This window comes from Candidatus Enterococcus leclercqii (assembly GCF_009933135.1).
In the GTDB taxonomy this organism is placed as follows: domain Bacteria; phylum Bacillota; class Bacilli; order Lactobacillales; family Enterococcaceae; genus Enterococcus_C; species Enterococcus_C leclercqii.
The window spans coordinates 1-15,043 of record NZ_MAEH01000002.1 but is presented as its reverse complement, the minus strand read 5'-3'; the positions used below and the strand labels follow the sequence as shown (position 1 = coordinate 15,043).

The 15,043-nt window shown below is 45.5% G+C and carries 12 protein-coding genes; 5 read left to right on the top strand and 7 right to left on the bottom strand.

Annotated elements, in window-relative coordinates; genetic code table 11:
- Positions 1–2: 2 nt before the first annotated feature.
- The 3 genes from leuB to nox all read right to left on the bottom strand — a co-directional run bounded on the left by leuB (position 3) and on the right by nox (position 5,115).
- The gene (gene leuB, locus BAU14_RS00065; RefSeq protein ID WP_161898052.1) at positions 3–1,055 is read right to left on the bottom strand and encodes a 3-isopropylmalate dehydrogenase; all 1,053 of its coding nucleotides are present in this window, start codon (positions 1,053–1,055) and stop codon (positions 3–5) included.
- Entirely contained in the window at positions 1,056–2,573 is a 1,518-nt protein-coding gene (locus BAU14_RS00060; protein WP_161898051.1) for a 2-isopropylmalate synthase, read from the bottom strand.
- A 1,210-nt stretch (positions 2,574–3,783) separates the two neighbouring features.
- The gene (gene nox, locus BAU14_RS00055; RefSeq protein ID WP_161898050.1) at positions 3,784–5,115 is read right to left on the bottom strand and encodes a H2O-forming NADH oxidase; all 1,332 of its coding nucleotides are present in this window, start codon (positions 5,113–5,115) and stop codon (positions 3,784–3,786) included.
- A 384-nt stretch (positions 5,116–5,499) separates the two neighbouring features.
- On the opposite strand from nox, the gene BAU14_RS00050 reads away from it, so the two are divergent.
- Positions 5,500–6,132, top strand: a complete 633-nt coding sequence (locus BAU14_RS00050; RefSeq protein ID WP_161898049.1) for a pentapeptide repeat-containing protein — start codon at positions 5,500–5,502, stop codon at positions 6,130–6,132.
- 170 nt (positions 6,133–6,302) lie between these two features.
- Here the strand turns inward: BAU14_RS00050 and BAU14_RS00045 are convergent, their stop codons facing one another.
- A complete protein-coding gene (locus BAU14_RS00045) occupies positions 6,303–7,208 on the bottom strand; it encodes a magnesium transporter CorA family protein (protein WP_161898048.1) in 906 nt (301 codons plus the stop codon).
- Positions 7,209–7,339: 131 nt separating this feature from the next.
- Complete coding sequence (locus BAU14_RS00040; RefSeq protein ID WP_202622135.1) at positions 7,340–7,999, bottom strand: deoxynucleoside kinase; 660 nt, start codon at positions 7,997–7,999, stop codon at positions 7,340–7,342.
- 337 nt (positions 8,000–8,336) lie between these two features.
- On the opposite strand from BAU14_RS00040, the gene mvk reads away from it, so the two are divergent.
- The 4 genes from mvk to fni all read left to right on the top strand — a co-directional run bounded on the left by mvk (position 8,337) and on the right by fni (position 12,790).
- Positions 8,337–9,302 (top strand): mevalonate kinase, encoded by a 966-nt coding sequence (gene mvk, locus BAU14_RS00035; protein WP_161898134.1) that lies wholly within the window; start codon positions 8,337–8,339, stop codon positions 9,300–9,302.
- Positions 9,303–9,341: 39 nt separating this feature from the next.
- Positions 9,342–10,316: a diphosphomevalonate decarboxylase gene (gene mvaD / locus BAU14_RS00030; RefSeq protein WP_161898046.1), complete on the top strand. Its 975-nt coding sequence runs from the start codon at positions 9,342–9,344 to the stop codon at positions 10,314–10,316.
- A 174-nt stretch (positions 10,317–10,490) separates the two neighbouring features.
- Positions 10,491–11,567, top strand: coding sequence for a phosphomevalonate kinase (locus BAU14_RS00025; protein WP_161898045.1), 1,077 nt, complete (start codon positions 10,491–10,493; stop codon positions 11,565–11,567).
- 182 nt (positions 11,568–11,749) lie between these two features.
- The gene (gene fni / locus BAU14_RS00020) at positions 11,750–12,790 is read left to right on the top strand and encodes a type 2 isopentenyl-diphosphate Delta-isomerase (RefSeq protein ID WP_161898044.1); all 1,041 of its coding nucleotides are present in this window, start codon (positions 11,750–11,752) and stop codon (positions 12,788–12,790) included.
- 97 nt (positions 12,791–12,887) lie between these two features.
- Here the strand turns inward: fni and BAU14_RS00015 are convergent, their stop codons facing one another.
- Both BAU14_RS00015 and BAU14_RS00010 read right to left on the bottom strand, forming a co-directional pair.
- Positions 12,888–13,379 carry a hypothetical protein gene (locus BAU14_RS00015; protein ID WP_161898043.1) on the bottom strand — a complete coding sequence of 164 codons (492 nt, stop codon included), beginning with the start codon at positions 13,377–13,379 and terminating at the stop codon, positions 12,888–12,890.
- 194 nt (positions 13,380–13,573) lie between these two features.
- Positions 13,574–14,737, bottom strand: coding sequence for a hypothetical protein (locus BAU14_RS00010; protein ID WP_161898042.1), 1,164 nt, complete (start codon positions 14,735–14,737; stop codon positions 13,574–13,576).
- Positions 14,738–15,043: the final 306 nt, after the last annotated feature.

Genomic DNA, 15,043 nt, shown 5'->3' with positions numbered 1-15,043 from the left:
TGCTATTTCAATTTGGCAACCACTGCTGCTGTAAAGGCTGTCGTAGTGGCTGTTCCACCTAAATCACTGGTCACGATCCCTTCATTCATCACGTCAAAAACTGCTGCTTCGATGCGATCAGCCATTTCCTCCAGTCCAAAGCTTTGGCGCAGCATCAGTACCACCGACAAAATCATAGATGCCGGATTGGCAATATCTTTTCCGGCAATGTCCGGTGCTGATCCATGAATCGGTTCATACAAGGAAACGCCGCCTTCTGAATGACTAGCACTGGGCAAAACACCTAACGTTCCCGGCAAAACCGAAGCCTCATCACTCAAAATATCCCCAAAAAGATTTTCCGTTACAATCACATCAAATTCAGTCGGCTGCTGCACGATTCGCATTGCACAAGAATCCACTAACTGATGGGTCAGCTGAACCTCCGGATAATCAAGAGCAACTTTTTCCACAGTTTTACGCCACAGCTTGCTGGAAGCTAAGACATTGGCTTTGTCCACAGATGTCACTTGTTTGCGGCGAGTCATGGCAATATCAAACGCTTTACGAGCAATTCGCTCAATCTCTGGTTCCGTGTAACGACAGGTATCGTATGCTTCGGTTGCCAGTAATTCCCGCGGCTTTCCGAAATAAATCCCGCTGGTCAACTCTCGGACAACAATGAAGTCTGTTCCTTTCACGATGCTCTCTTTGACCGGCGACAAGGGCAACAAAGCATCCGGCACAGCAATGGGGCGGATATTGGCAAACAGATTTAATTCTTTCCGCAGCGCTAATAAGCCCTGTTCTGGCGTTTGCTTGGCTTTTTCCCAAGGAGATCCCGCCGGTCCGCCGATTGCCCCCAAAAGGATTGCATCTGCGTTGCGGCAAGCAGCCAGCGTATCTTCCGGCAAACCAACCCCGGCGGCTTCAATTCCAGCGCCACCAAATGGCTTTTCAACAAATTCAAACGCTGTTTCGCTGTTTTCAGCTGCAGCTTGTAAAACAGCAATCCCCGCGGCCATAATCTCCGGGCCGATCCCGTCACCGGCCAATACTGTGATTTTCTTTTTCATTTATCCCTCAGTCTCCTTTTTCAAAATCGAACTCGCCTGTACATAAGCTTTTGCTGAAGCTTCTAACACATCAAAGTCCACCCCGATACCATTGATCCGTTTGTGGGTCTGGGGGCACTCAACGGAAACGTGAACTTCTGCCTGAGCATCTTCGCCAGCTGTCAAAGCCATAATCTCGTAGTTCACCAATTTTGGCTGTTGTTCAAAAATCTGGTCGATGGAATTATAGATGGCTTGAATCGAGCCGGAACCAATTGCCGAAGCGACGCCGGATTCTCCTTGCTGCTCAACGGATACAATAGCTCCTTGCCTTCCGCCGGATACATACTGCACCTGTAAACCAGTCAAGCGCGCAGTATCAGCTTCTGCCCGAGTCTCATCGGCTATCAATGCAATCAAATCCTGATCAGTAATCTGTTTTTTCTTATCCGCCAAATCTTTAAAGCGTTTGAAAGCAGGTTTGATTTCTTCTTCTGAAAGCTGATACCCCAATTCTTCCAGCTTGGTAACAAAAGCGTGGCGTCCGGAAAGTTTCCCCAAGGGCAGTGAATTATTTTTGACGCCCACCAACTGTGGCGTGATAATCTCATAAGTTTCCGGATTTTTCAGAACTCCGTCTTGATGAATACCCGATTCATGTGCAAAAGCATTGGCCCCGATGACCGCTTTGTTGCGGGGAACTGCCACACCGGATAGACGTGCAACGATATCAGAAGTTCGCTTTGTCTCGTTCAAAGATATCCCTGAGGTTGCCTGATAGTAATCTTGGCGAATATGCAGTGCCACTGCGACTTCCTCCAGCGCTGTATTCCCGGCTCGCTCGCCGATGCCATTGACCGTTCCTTCCACGCGATTGGCGCCATTTTCGATAGCCGCCAAAGCATTGGCAGTTGCCATTCCCAGGTCATCATGACAATGAGAAGAGAAGGTAATTTCCTGTTCTGTTTTGATATTTTCGATAAGATAGGCAAATAGTTGTCCGTATTCAGTAGGGTTGGTATAGCCCACCGTGTCAGGAATATTGATAATCGTCGCACCGGCATCAATCGCGGTTTGCACTGCTTTCAGCAAAAAATCTTTGCGGGTTCGAGTCGCATCTTCTGGTGAAAACTGGACTTTTTCAAAACGTTCGCGAGCATAGGTTACGTGTTCTTTAATAGAGGTCAATACCTCTTCTGGGGTCATTTTCAGCTTGTACTCCATGTGCACATCACTCGTTGCCAAAAATACATGAATCTGAGGAAATTTCGCCTCTTTCAAAGCTTCATATGCTCGATCAATGTCTTTTTTCTGACAACGTGCCAACCCTGCAACAGTCATACGACTGGTAGCTCCGGCAATTGCTTGGACAGCCTCGAAATCTCCTTCTGATGAAATAGGAAAGCCGGCTTCAATGGTATCAATCCCCCATTTTTCCAATTGTAAAGCGATTTGAACCTTTTCTTTCGTATTGAAATTGACACCCGGAGTCTGTTCCCCGTCTCGCAACGTCGTATCAAAAAATTGAATTTTGCGCATGTGTGAATCCTCCTTATATTTTTTCGGTGATTACAGTGGTGGTTGGCATTGTCTAGTTTCAAAGAAATGCGCTTTGAAACTTTGTTTTATGGATCATGGCGATTGATTGTTGTAGACGCCTTGCCTCAAAAATAATCTTCTATTTTTTCGGTGATTACAGTGGTGGTTGGCATTGTCTAGTTTCAAAGAAAAACGATTTGAAACTTTGTTGTATGGATCCTAGCGATTGATTGTTGCAGACGCCTTGCCTCAAAAATAGTCTTATATTTTTTCGGTGATTACGGTGGTGGTTGGCATTGTCTGTTTTCAAAGAAAAACGATTTGAAAACTTGTTGTATGGATCCTAGCGATTGATTGTTATGGACGCCTTGTCTTAAAAAGACTAAAGTTTCGACAGCCCGCAACAGATTTCATTTTAGATGAGCGTTTAACTTATCATTTATGAATTTAGATGAAAAAAAGTATAAAAAAAGCACTCCACAAAGGTTTACTCCTTTATGCAATGCGAATAGGACTCTTCTAAAATTATACCAGAAAGAGTCCGCAGCTATAATAATAACAATTCGAATGTTTGTTTGAATGTTGTCATTTTTCATCACCTATGTCAGTTAATAGTTCAAAAATACCGGACTCAGGAAGCAATGTCAACACTTTTCTCTAAATTTTCTGAATATTCCACAAAAAATACTTTGATTGGAATGTATTTGTCATTTTTTTGCCCATGTTTAGGGAGGTAAGGGTTCCAAAAGCGTTCTTGCTGTTTTACCAACCGGGGTTTTCGCTTTTTTAAATTTCTTCTGTTGAAAATCCCCGCTTCATTAAAAACAGCAAACTACGAAAAACTGTGCACATCTTTCATTTCGCCAATTTCACAAAAACCGGCTCTGTACAACAATGGCTAACCCACTACTGAAACGAATCTCTTCCCATTGAAAAATGCGAATTCAAGCCGCTCTTTGGTCCTGGACAATTTGTATAAGACACTCGCACAACGATATACCTTCAAAAGACACCTTTATTTCCCCCTAAATTAAACCCAAGTAAAGCAGTTTTCAACATCAAAAAAGAACGGGACACTTTTCCCTGAAGGCAAAAAAGGATTTCACACACCCCTCCTAATGAATGCTGTGTGAAATCCTTTTAGTATTTAGAAGAGATTTTGTCTCCTCTTCGTTTTATTCTCGTTGTCTTGAAATATGTTTCAAACTGGTTATTCTGCCTTCAAAGCAGCCATTGTAATGTAGTTGTAAGGTTCGTTGAAATGCGGTAAGAAGAACAGATCCAACAGTTTCAATTCGTCGATAGTTACCCCTTTAGCAATAGCCAATGAGAACATGTGAATCCCCATTGAAATGTCTTCAGTAGAGGACAATTGCGCACCTACAATCCGGCGGCTGTCTTCTTCATAGACGATTCGAATCTTCACTTTGGCATTGTCTTCCATAAAGGCTGGGCGTTGCAGTGCTTCATGATCCGTGTACTTCACTTTTAGGCCATTTTTTTCGGCAGCTTCCACTGACAAACCAGTAGATACCAAATTCAAGCCAAAGATTGAAATCCCATTTGAGCCTTGGACACCTTCTGATTCGACTGGTGTGCCACCGATGTTGTAGCCAGCGACGATCCCAGTACGAACAGCATTGGAAGCCAAAGCGATATAGGTCGTTTTTTGCAGTGCGTTGGAGTAAATTGTGGCACAATCACCTACTGCGTAGACAGCTGGATCGCTGGTTTGCTGGTGCCGATCCACCAGATAAGCACCATTAGCAAACAACTCCAGGTGGTCTTTGCCCAGTTCAGCATTTGGACCAAAACCGATAGCATTGATTACCATGTCTACTGGATACTCACCGGCATCTGAAACAACCGCTTCTACACGATTAGTTCCTTTGTATTCACGAACCAATTCACCGAAATGCAGGTCGATTCCATGATCTGCCAAATTCTTGTCCATGTCGTCGGTAAACCAGGTATCGTAGTAGCTTGGCAGCGAGCGGCCAGCTGCATCAAACAACAAGACGTTTTTGCCGCGGCGTTTTGCCGCTTCAGCGATTTCCACACCGATATATCCGGCACCGATAACTGCCACCGTTTTGACACTGTCTTTTGAGATTTCACGGTCAACGGCTTGGCCTTCTTGGAAAAGTTTCAAAAAGTGAATGCCTTCCAAATCACGTCCAGGGACATTTGGGGAAATTGGTCGAGAACCAGTCGCCAAAACCAGCTTGTCGTAAGATTCTTCGACTTTTTCACCATCTTTGGTAACGCCATAAACTTTTTTACCTTCAAAGTCCACTCGATCCACAGAAGTTTCCATCAAAATCTTAGCGCCTTTTGCTTCAAAAGCTTCTTTATTCGTATAAAACAGGCCTTCGTACCCATCGATTTGGCGGCCAACCCACAGCGCTGTGCCACAGCCTAAATAGCTGAGGTTGGTGTTGCGATCAATCAGCACCACTTCTTGATCTTTGAAATTGTCTAACAAGGTATTGGCTGCCGCAATCCCAGCATGGTTGGCACCGATAATAACAGTTTTAGTCATTGTAATACATCTCCTTAGATTTGAATTCGCTCTCATTCTAACGAGGAATTGTGCAAAAGGCGACAAATTTGCTTGTGAATCTGACGAGAAATCAAATAAACGGCGTTTCTTTATAAACCACTATTCTTACAGGATTTATCAACAACCTTGAAAGGCCGGCATCCATTTACTTTCACAAGACAAAATGTCACCGGTACGTGATTCTTGTTTTCTTGGTAGTGAAAAAACGAACAACCAGACTGATACAGCCCCACCACTCAACCAATACACAAAGACACCTTTTTTATCAGGAGTCGACGGACTTCTTCGGCTCTTTGCGACTTTTCATGATAGACTGGTTCCAACAGGTATTTTCACAAATTTCACGGTAAGGAGCAGTCTAAAATGAAGAAAAACTCCCGGATTCTGCCACCACAAATTCAAGAAACAGAACTTGCAGATTTTCAGCCCCAAGACGAAGAAACTTTTGAAAATCTTAAATTTCTCGAGACTAATCGAAGCCGATCCATCGTTAAGAATCTGATTATCCGCCAATCTAGTCTAGAGAAGATTACAATGACCAATAGTCGCCTGGAGCGCTTTGAAGCAGCCAACGTTATTTTCGAAAAATGTGATCTTTCCAACAGCGAACTCCTCGGCGCCAGCATCCATCAGGCGGAGTTTCGTCAATGCCGCCTCATCGGTACCAACTTTTCTGAAAGCTGGCTGCGGGATGTCCGCTTTGACGATTGTCTTTTGGACTATGCATCTTTTGCAACTACCAACCTGAAAAGTGTCGCATTTACCAACAATCGGCTGCGCTTCGCCGAATTTTACGATATTGATTGGCAAAATCTGCAACTGACAGAAAACGACCTTCATGATACCGGTTGGCTGCGAACACAGCTCAAGGGGCTAAGCTTTGTTAGTAATCGTTTTGAACGAATCGGTATTTCCGCCGATCAGTTGCGCGGCTTGACGGTAGAGCCCACACAAGCACTGATCATCGCCGCCGGGCTGGGATTGATTATAGACTAACCATCGCAGGCCAGGACCGCTTGCCAGCAGAACAATACACTAGTAGCCATCACAACTACCCAGCAGGTTTTGTTGCCAACAAAAAGACTCTTGTTACCAACAGAACAGCCTTTTATCTGCATTCAAAAAAACAGCAGCTAACTTTGCGTCAACTACTGTTTTTTTATCGTTCATCGTATCCGCCGCCACATTGCGACTAGCATCCACACTGCTAAAATGAGGCTGATCAACATGGCGATTGCCCAGCCAAAGACTGAGTTGGAAAAAGGAAGTGGGACATTCATCCCGAAAAAGCCGGTGACGATAGTCGGTACGGTTAATAATAATGACCAGACTGTCAAAAATTTCATAGTGTCGTTTAGGTTGTTGTTCAACAGATTGTTGTAGGCACCGGAAAGCTGTTCCAACACTTGAGAAGCCAGTTGTGTCATCTCCACTGCTTGTTTGGCTTCAATCAGGGCATCCTCCAACTGTTCTTTTTCATTTTCCTGCAGCCGATGATAAATACTTTGCGCTTGGATCTGATGCAATAAAACGGCATTTTGCTTAGTAGCCGACACCAGATAGACCAGCCCGATTTCCAAGTCACTCATGGCAATCAGATTTTTATTGGTGGTTTTCTCCCGCAGGCGTTGATTTAAACGGCTGCGTTGGCTATTCACCTCTTCAATCAGTGGGAAGAAGGCATCACTAATTACAAATAAAGTATGAAACAACAAGCTGTACTCACTTTGGCGAGAATTTTTGTGGAGCAGACTTTCCATCAACTCATGGACATATTGCGTCCGAGCCGTCGTAAATGTGAACAGCCGACCTTCTTTGATGATGAAGGTCATGGGACTGGCTTCGTAATGATTTTCAACTTTCTCCCGATGAGGCACATTGAAGATCAATAAAAATGCCTTTGTCTCGGTATCGTACTCCACACGAGCCCGTTCGTTTTTATCTAATGAGTAAGTCAGCATCTCATCAGAGATCTGATAGCGTTCTTGTACCAGGCGAATTGAAGCGACATCATGGCCGTCTACTTGCACCCAACTAGAAATTCCATCATTGAAACTGCGGATTTTTTCCATTCCTTGCCCCTCCTGCAAACATCGCAGCCAGCCACAGAAGCGGTCTTTTGCTGCATCTCATTTTATTATAACAGTCCTGAGTTTTACTACCAAAAAAAGACCACTGCCTTTTTCAGACAATGGTCAACTTTTTATCCCACCGGATGCAAGTTACGCACTTCTGCCAGCTTGTCATCAATCAATTGCAGGACCGCTTTGGCAGCAGCCGGATCTTCTACGAAATTCAGCTTGTCACCGTCAATCTGGATCTTCGGGCTCTGATCGTAAGCTTGATACCAGTTATCATAACGGCTGTTCAATTCTTTATAGTAATCGTACAACGTTGGATCATAATCCAGCTGCTCATACGGCCGATTGCGCTTTTGAATACGAGCAAGCATCGTTTCAAAAGAAACTTTGATGTGCACCAAAAGATCCGGGTGCTTTTTATGAGCCGCATAAGGCAGCTCTTCCAACATATTACTCAACAACTCGTCGTAAACTTTGACCTCAGTTTCAGTTGCTCGTCCCAAATCAGCATTCAGATGAAACAACAAAGAGTCTTCATAAATTGAGCGATCCAACACGTTGTCTTCATTTTGTAGGGCTTGTTTAATACTGTCAAAACGTTTATTTAAAAAATAGATCTGCAGCAAAAAAGCATATTTGTTGGGATCCGCATAAAATAGCGGCAGCACCTCATTGTTGTCTACCGATTCGTAAAATGCTTCACTGTCCAGATGATTGGCGATCATCTCTGTCAAACTTGATTTGCCTGCACCTATCGTCCCTGCTAATACGATCACAGCCATCGTCCTCCAACTCTCATTCTTTTGTTTATTGTGCCCTTTGCAAAAGTCACTTGGACCACTATAACGCAGAAAAGCTTTTATGGTCAACTCAAAGAATAGGCTGCTTTTTCGTAACAGATTCTCTCTAAATAATCCATTTTAAAGGGGCAAAATCAGCAAAAAGCAACACTCTTTCCCAAAAATTGTTTAAGAAAACAATGGAAATCTCAGCATTTTTTCTGAAACTATTAACGAATCAGGGAATATTTAGTAGAATGGGGAAGCGAGGAAAATGACAGTTTTGTCATGTTTCCAAAAAGACGAGCAGACTTGGGGAGTCACCCTCCCGCAAATAATCATGATTGAGGTGCCCAACGTGAAGGAGATCGCTACTGGTCAAGCAAGCGGCAAGATCATATTGATGGGAGAGCATGCGGTCGTTTACGGAGAACCGGCGATTGCAATGCCCTTTTCAGCTACTCAGGTAACCGCAGTAATCCGCCGTTCACAGGAGGATTTTTTGGACTCTGCCTATTTCACTGGGCCTTTGACACAAGTCCCCCAGAGCCTGAATAATTTAAAAGAACTAATTTATATGCTGCGACAGGACTTTGCTGCTCCACCGCTTTTGTGTACCATCACCAGCACAATCCCTGCCGAACGAGGCATGGGCTCTAGCGCTGCTGTGGCAGTAGCGGTGACACGAGCCTTTTTGGCCTGGCAACAAGTAGAAGAAACGCCGGCGGGACTGCTGCATTACGTGAACCAATCTGAAAAAATCGCCCACGGCAACCCCAGCGGCATTGATGCGGCGGCTACCAGCGGTACTGAGCCAATTCTCTTTGAAAGGGATAAACCCTTCCATGCATTTCCATTAAAGCTGGACGGCTGTCTAATTGTCGCCGATACTGGTGTTAAAGGCAAGACTCGCGATACCGTACGAGATGTTGCTAGTTTGATGACAACAAATCCCCAGCAAGCGCAACGTGCGATTCAGCAATTGGGTGACCTCACTCGCCAAGCCAAAGAAGCTATCTCAGCCAACCAAGCCCGTTATTTGGGTCTATTGATGAACGAAGCCCATACTCTGTTGCAAAGTCTCTCTGTCAGTGATCCTACGCTGGATCAACTGGTGCAGGTGGCGCGCCGCAACAACGCCTTGGGTGCCAAACTGACTGGCGGCGGCCGCGGCGGTTGTATGATTGCCTTAGCCACAGATGCCCACAATGCCGCCATCATTGCCAATCAACTGGAAAATGCCGGGGCAGCTGCCACCTGGATTCAGCGTCTTGGTTACACACCAGCGGTTCCTGTCTCTCTTTAAAGTACCGCTACCACATTATTTTACGAGGAGTCAAAACCCATGCACGAAGGACAAGCCAGAGCTTACACCAATATTGCTCTGATCAAATACTGGGGCAAGAAAAATGAAGAATTGATTTTACCCATGAACAACAGTCTCTCATTGACACTAGATGCCTTTTACACCGAAACTTCCGTCAGCTTCAGCAGCCAGCTGCAAGCTGACACTTTTGTGTTGGATGGCAAATTGCAAGAATCTGCGGCGACTGCCAAAGTCAGCCGCTTTCTAGACCTCGCCCGTGAAGCTGCGGGGACACAACTGCGAGCAACCGTAAAAAGCACCAATTTTGTCCCCACTGCAGCTGGTCTAGCTTCTTCGGCTAGTGGTATGGCCGCACTTGCAGCTGCCACTAACGCAGCACTAGGCTTAGAACTTTCTGACAGCGATCTCTCACGCCTAGCTCGACGGGGCTCCGGCTCAGCTTGCCGCAGTATTTTCGGCGGCTTTGTAGAGTGGGAACAAGGGGAAGATGACCAAACCAGCTTGGCGCACCCTGTCGCTTCTGATTATTTCGAAGACGACTTGGCTATGCTTTTTGTCTTGATTAATGACAAGCAAAAAGATGTCTCCAGCCGCGACGGGATGCGTCGAACAGTAGCGACCTCCGCTTTTTATCCCGGTTGGCTGCAAAGTACGCCCCAAGATTTGGCAACTTTAAAAGCAGCCATCGCCCAAAAAGATTTCACTACTCTGGGTGAGACGACTGAAGCTAACGGCCTAAAGATGCACGCTACTACTTTAGCAGCTGTTCCACCATTTACTTACTGGTCACCACAAAGTCTGGTAGCTATGGATCTAGTGCGCAGTTTGCGGGCTCGCGGCAGCGAATGCTATTTCACGATGGATGCCGGTCCCAATGTTAAAGTTTTATGTCGCCGCCAAGACGAGGCTTTCATCAAAGCGGCTTTTGCCGAAATCTTTACACCAGAGCGACTGATTTTGGCCCACGCTGGTCCTGGCATCCAATATTTTTAAAATTACGCCTGCGCTAGTCCCCTAGCACTTATGTAGGCGACGATTAAAACCAATGCTGTTTACTCTTTGCTGCCACTTCATTTATCAAAAGGGCGCTCGATTAAACCCGCGCAATTTGGGAACAGTTCGTGGTTTCTTCACTTCAGCCAAATTCACAACTAAGGAGTTCTTTTCATGATTGAGATCTCAGTACCGGGAAAATTATTCATTGCCGGTGAATACGCCGTCGTTGAACCCGGCCATCCAGCCGTGATTGTCGCGGTGGATCAATTCATCACAGTCACTGTCAAAGCTGCGACGGGCAGTGGCAGTATCCAATCCCAACAATACAGCGAGCTGCCTATCAAATGGACGCGTCGTCATGATCAGTTGGTGCTGGATGTGCGGGAAAACCCGTTCCACTACATTTTAGCTGCCATTCATTTAACCGAAAAATATGCTCAAGAACAGGGCCGTTCCCTGTCATTTTATGATTTGAAAGTCACTAGCGAACTGGATAACTCCAATGGCCGCAAGTACGGTCTGGGTTCCAGCGGGGCAGTGACTGTCGCCACTGTTAAAGCACTGAATGCTTTTTATCAGTTGGAGATGGACCGCATGACTATTTTTAAACTCTCCGCTTTGGCTCACCTGGAAGTCCAGGGCAATGGTTCTTGCGGAGATATCGCCGCCAGCTGTTACGGTGGTTGGATTGCCTTTTCCACCTTTGATCCCAACTGGGTCAAAACCGCCCAAGACCATCTCACCATGACGGCCCTCTTGGAAGCGGATTGGCCAGCATTGATGATCAAACCTTTGACCGTTCCCAAAAATCTGCGGCTTTTAATCGGTTGGACCGGCAGCCCGGCTTCCACCAGCGATTTGGTGGATCGTGTTCATGAGTCCAAAGAACACCGCGCTGAGCGTTATCAGCAGTTTCTAACAGACAGTCGAACCTGTGTTGAAGACTTGATTCGCGCTTTTCAAGAAGAAAAGGTGCCCTTGATCAAAGAAAAGATTACTGAAAATCGGGCGCTTTTGAACCAACTGACAAAGATCACCGGTGTTGTAATTGAGACACCTGCTCTGAAAACCATGTGTGACTTAGCAGAGCATTACCAAGGAGCTGCCAAATCCTCTGGTGCTGGTGGCGGCGATTGCGGCATTGTGATTGTCGACCAGAAAACAGGGATTCTCCCTCTGATGAGCGCATGGGAGACGTCTGAAATTACACCGCTGCCACTTCACGTATACAGCTATCCACAATACTAAAATTCCAGGCTACCACAACCACACCGTCGAATTAAAAAGCCGCTCAGTTTTGATTTGTTGGCACTTGTTTCAAAGCAGGACTGCTCCCAAATCAATACCGGCACTGAGACGGACGGCTTCTTTTGTTTAATCCGCCCACTGTCTCACTTGTGAGACAATATTCTGACTGGAGGTCCCGCCTTATGAACCGCAAAGATCAACACGCCGCTTTGGCCAATGCCTTTTACCAAGACGGCCCCAACGACTTTGATTTGATCCGCCTATTACACACCGGCTTTCCAGAAATGGCGGTGGCAGAGACCGATCTGACCGTCGACGTCTTGGATACTACCTTGAGCACCCCTTTTTACATTAATGCGATGACCGGTGGCAGCGAAAAAACCCGCGAGTTGAACCGTAAGCTGGCCGAAGTTGCCAAAGCCTGTGACCTGATGATGGCTACCGGTTCTGTCAGCGCTGCTTTAAAGGACCCCACCACTGCCGACAGCTTCACGATTGTGCGCGAAACTCACCCTGATGGCTATCTACTGGCAAATATCGGTGCCGGTGTCAGCGTTCCCGATGCACAGCGGGCCGTGGCTCTCTTTGATGCGAATGCGCTGCAAGTCCACGTCAACGTGCCTCAAGAGTTGGTAATGCCAGAAGGAGATCGGGACTTTCGTGGCTGGCTCACCAATATAGAGGATATTGTCAATCACATCGAAGTCCCGGTAATCGTGAAAGAAGTCGGCTTTGGAATGACCCGGGAGACAATCCAACAGTTGGTGAATATTGGCGTCACAGCCATTGACGTCAGCGGTCGTGGCGGCACCAGCTTCACTCGCATCGAAAATGCCCGTCGCCACAAACATGAATTGGATTATCTGACTGACTTTGGCCAATCTACGCCAGAATCTTTGGTAGAAGCCTTAGAAGTCCCCCAGATTTTCGATTTGTTGGCTTCTGGTGGTATTCGCAACGCCTATGATATTTATAAGTCACTGGTTCTGGGTGCCCGAGCTTGCGGAGTCTCCGGTACGATTCTCCATACTGTCAGCAAAAAAGGCGTTGAAGCGGGTATTCAGCAAGTCGAAGCGTGGAAAGCACAGTTGCGTCTGTTAATGACTCTCACTGGCCAAAAAGACCTCAAAGACTTGCGGCATGTTCCTGTGACTTTTTCTGGCAATCTATTGCAGTGGTGCCACAACCGCAACATCGACATCCGCAAGTACAGTCTTCGCTAAGGACATTTTCATACTTAAACAGCTAGTCTGAATAAAAAAAGACCCCTCAGTAATTTGAGCGTAAGGGCTCATTGCAGAGGGGTCTTTTCTATTCGTTTTAACGACCAAACAACTTTTTGAAAAAGCCTTTTTTCTCTTCGGTAGGTGCTGTCGTTGGCGCTGTTTGCGCTTCAGTCACTTTGGAAGCATCCAACACCAGATCTTCTTCTTGGCGCAATAAGTTATTTAACTCAATCATTCCCTGGAGGCTCATGGTGATGCGCCGAATATCGGCATTGTTTAAGCCATATGCTTCAGCAGCGGTCTTTTTTCCTTCGTCAGAACTCAGCTGGGCAATCACAGCGCCAATTAAGCCCACTTGTTCTCGCAATAACGCTGCCGAACTGATATCACCAAAAATCGTTATATTCGTAGGTTCTTCCAAGTAAGTACATACGGACAACCCATTGGAATAATCCCGCAGATCATTTATCTTTTCTTGATATTCCAGCTGTCCGTAGACCGGGTCCTTTTCCAAGCCTCGAGCAAGACGGTTCAAAATTTCCTGTGATTGGTGCAAATTCGCGATAGCTTCTGCTAATTCTGACAACGATATGACCTCCTGTAGACGTACCCAAACAGCTGTCTTCAATAAAGTTTTCGGCTGCTTTGGTCATTCTGAATTTTCCTGTTCTTATCATAACACATCAGCAGCATTTTTTTCGAAAACCTTTTCACAGGGTAAAATTTCTCTAAACTTGCTCAAAACTGATTTTTTACCGCTAAAGGTCTTTTACGCTATTTTCATTGCAGTGTTTTACGATTAAACTTTTCTTTTACAGGAGCAAAGACAAGCTGTTCCTGCCGATCTTTAAAATTAGCCAACAACAGCAATAAAACCAGCAATACAAAAAATACCAACAATCCTTTTTCCCAACTGACAAGTGAGCTATTCCACGGATTTTCCATCAGGATCAGCTTTGGCAAATCAAGGTAGCTCATGGGCAGAAATTGTGCAAAGCGAACATCTAAAAGCCCATGAAGTTCCGGAAATAGTGACGGTAGCAAAAGCCCACAAAGGATCACGCTCTGAAGCAGAAAGTTACGGGTAAAGCGCACCAACACACTGGAAACTGCCCCTAAAAAGAAAATCCCCATCACAATCGACAATCCTGATCGCCCCAGATAGGCTGACACACTCATTTGCTGAATCTTTTCTTGATGGTCTCGGTAAAACAGTGGATACTGCCAAGCCCCCAAACCGTCATTGATGACAACAAACAAACTGACTGCCATAAATGCGGCGGCGATCACCGTCAAACACAAAATCAAGATCATTTTAAAGCGGCGTCGCTGAAGACTCCCCTCCCACTGTGACAATTGCCGTTTTTCCCATTGGCGCCACTGCCCGTTAAACTGTCCCTTGGTAAAGCAGTTGGCCATAAACAAGCCACAGCTTAAGAAGAACACGCCACCAGGAATTTTATTGAAAATATTAGCTAAATAATTCAACAGCGGCAAGCGATCTGCATAGGTAATATCAATCCGCTTTGTCCCTGTGTGTTCAACGAAATACTCCAATTCCGCAACTTTTAGCTCTTGTTGTTGAATCATTGGCGAGTGAGGATTTGTGGTCCGCAGTCCAATTAGATGACTTTGAGCTAGGGCTGCTTCCTCCATCACAGCTGAGCGATGCCAGCCATGTTCCAGCTGCTTTTTCAGATTTTCCAATAGTTGCTTCTCGTTTTCTAAGCGTTCTGTGACATATTCAGGAGCCCCGTCAGATTGCAAAACTGCCAAAGCTTCATTAGTCACCATAATCTGGGCCCGAGTCCCTTCGATTTTATGCTCCACAGCTGTTGGTGCATCCATCAGCTGACTGATATAAGGCAGGACTAATAATGAGAAAATGACTGTAAAAAATACAGCTATCCTCCCTCCAGTCTGCCAACGCCATTTGCCCTTCATTTTCCGTCACCTCCACAGCTTCTCAAGCATAGTTTAACAGATAAAATGAACAATACCTATTTTTAAACTCACTATTTTATAATAATTCACACATTTTAAAACTTGCATTTACTCTCAGGCCGAGATTTCTTCAGTCACACGCAAAAAACCGGCTCTTCGTCAAATAGTGTTGGTGAGTTCAAATTGAATGAGTGAATGAGCTCAGGCAGGAAAAAATTCTTGCCTGAGCGCTTTTTTATTTTTCGCTCTTTCTTAAACAAAAATCAGCCCTTGGATGATGTAGATTCTTGAGCGAAAATTAAGGAA

Excerpts from the sequence above, each read along its gene's own strand:
- leuB (WP_161898052.1), bottom strand. The coding sequence starts at position 1,055 with ATGAAAAAGAAAATCACAGTATTGGCCGGTGACGGGATCGGCCCGGAG.
- BAU14_RS00060 (WP_161898051.1), bottom strand. The coding sequence starts at position 2,573 with ATGCGCAAAATTCAATTTTTTGATACGACGTTGCGAGACGGGGAACAG.
- nox (WP_161898050.1), bottom strand. The coding sequence starts at position 5,115 with ATGACTAAAACTGTTATTATCGGTGCCAACCATGCTGGGATTGCGGCA.
- BAU14_RS00050 (WP_161898049.1), top strand. The coding sequence starts at position 5,500 with ATGAAGAAAAACTCCCGGATTCTGCCACCACAAATTCAAGAAACAGAA.
- BAU14_RS00045 (WP_161898048.1), bottom strand. The coding sequence starts at position 7,208 with ATGGAAAAAATCCGCAGTTTCAATGATGGAATTTCTAGTTGGGTGCAA.
- BAU14_RS00040 (WP_202622135.1), bottom strand. The coding sequence starts at position 7,999 with ATGGCTGTGATCGTATTAGCAGGGACGATAGGTGCAGGCAAATCAAGT.
- mvk (WP_161898134.1), top strand. The coding sequence starts at position 8,337 with ATGATTGAGGTGCCCAACGTGAAGGAGATCGCTACTGGTCAAGCAAGC.
- mvaD (WP_161898046.1), top strand. The coding sequence starts at position 9,342 with ATGCACGAAGGACAAGCCAGAGCTTACACCAATATTGCTCTGATCAAA.
- BAU14_RS00025 (WP_161898045.1), top strand. The coding sequence starts at position 10,491 with ATGATTGAGATCTCAGTACCGGGAAAATTATTCATTGCCGGTGAATAC.
- fni (WP_161898044.1), top strand. The coding sequence starts at position 11,750 with ATGAACCGCAAAGATCAACACGCCGCTTTGGCCAATGCCTTTTACCAA.
- BAU14_RS00010 (WP_161898042.1), bottom strand. The coding sequence starts at position 14,737 with ATGAAGGGCAAATGGCGTTGGCAGACTGGAGGGAGGATAGCTGTATTT.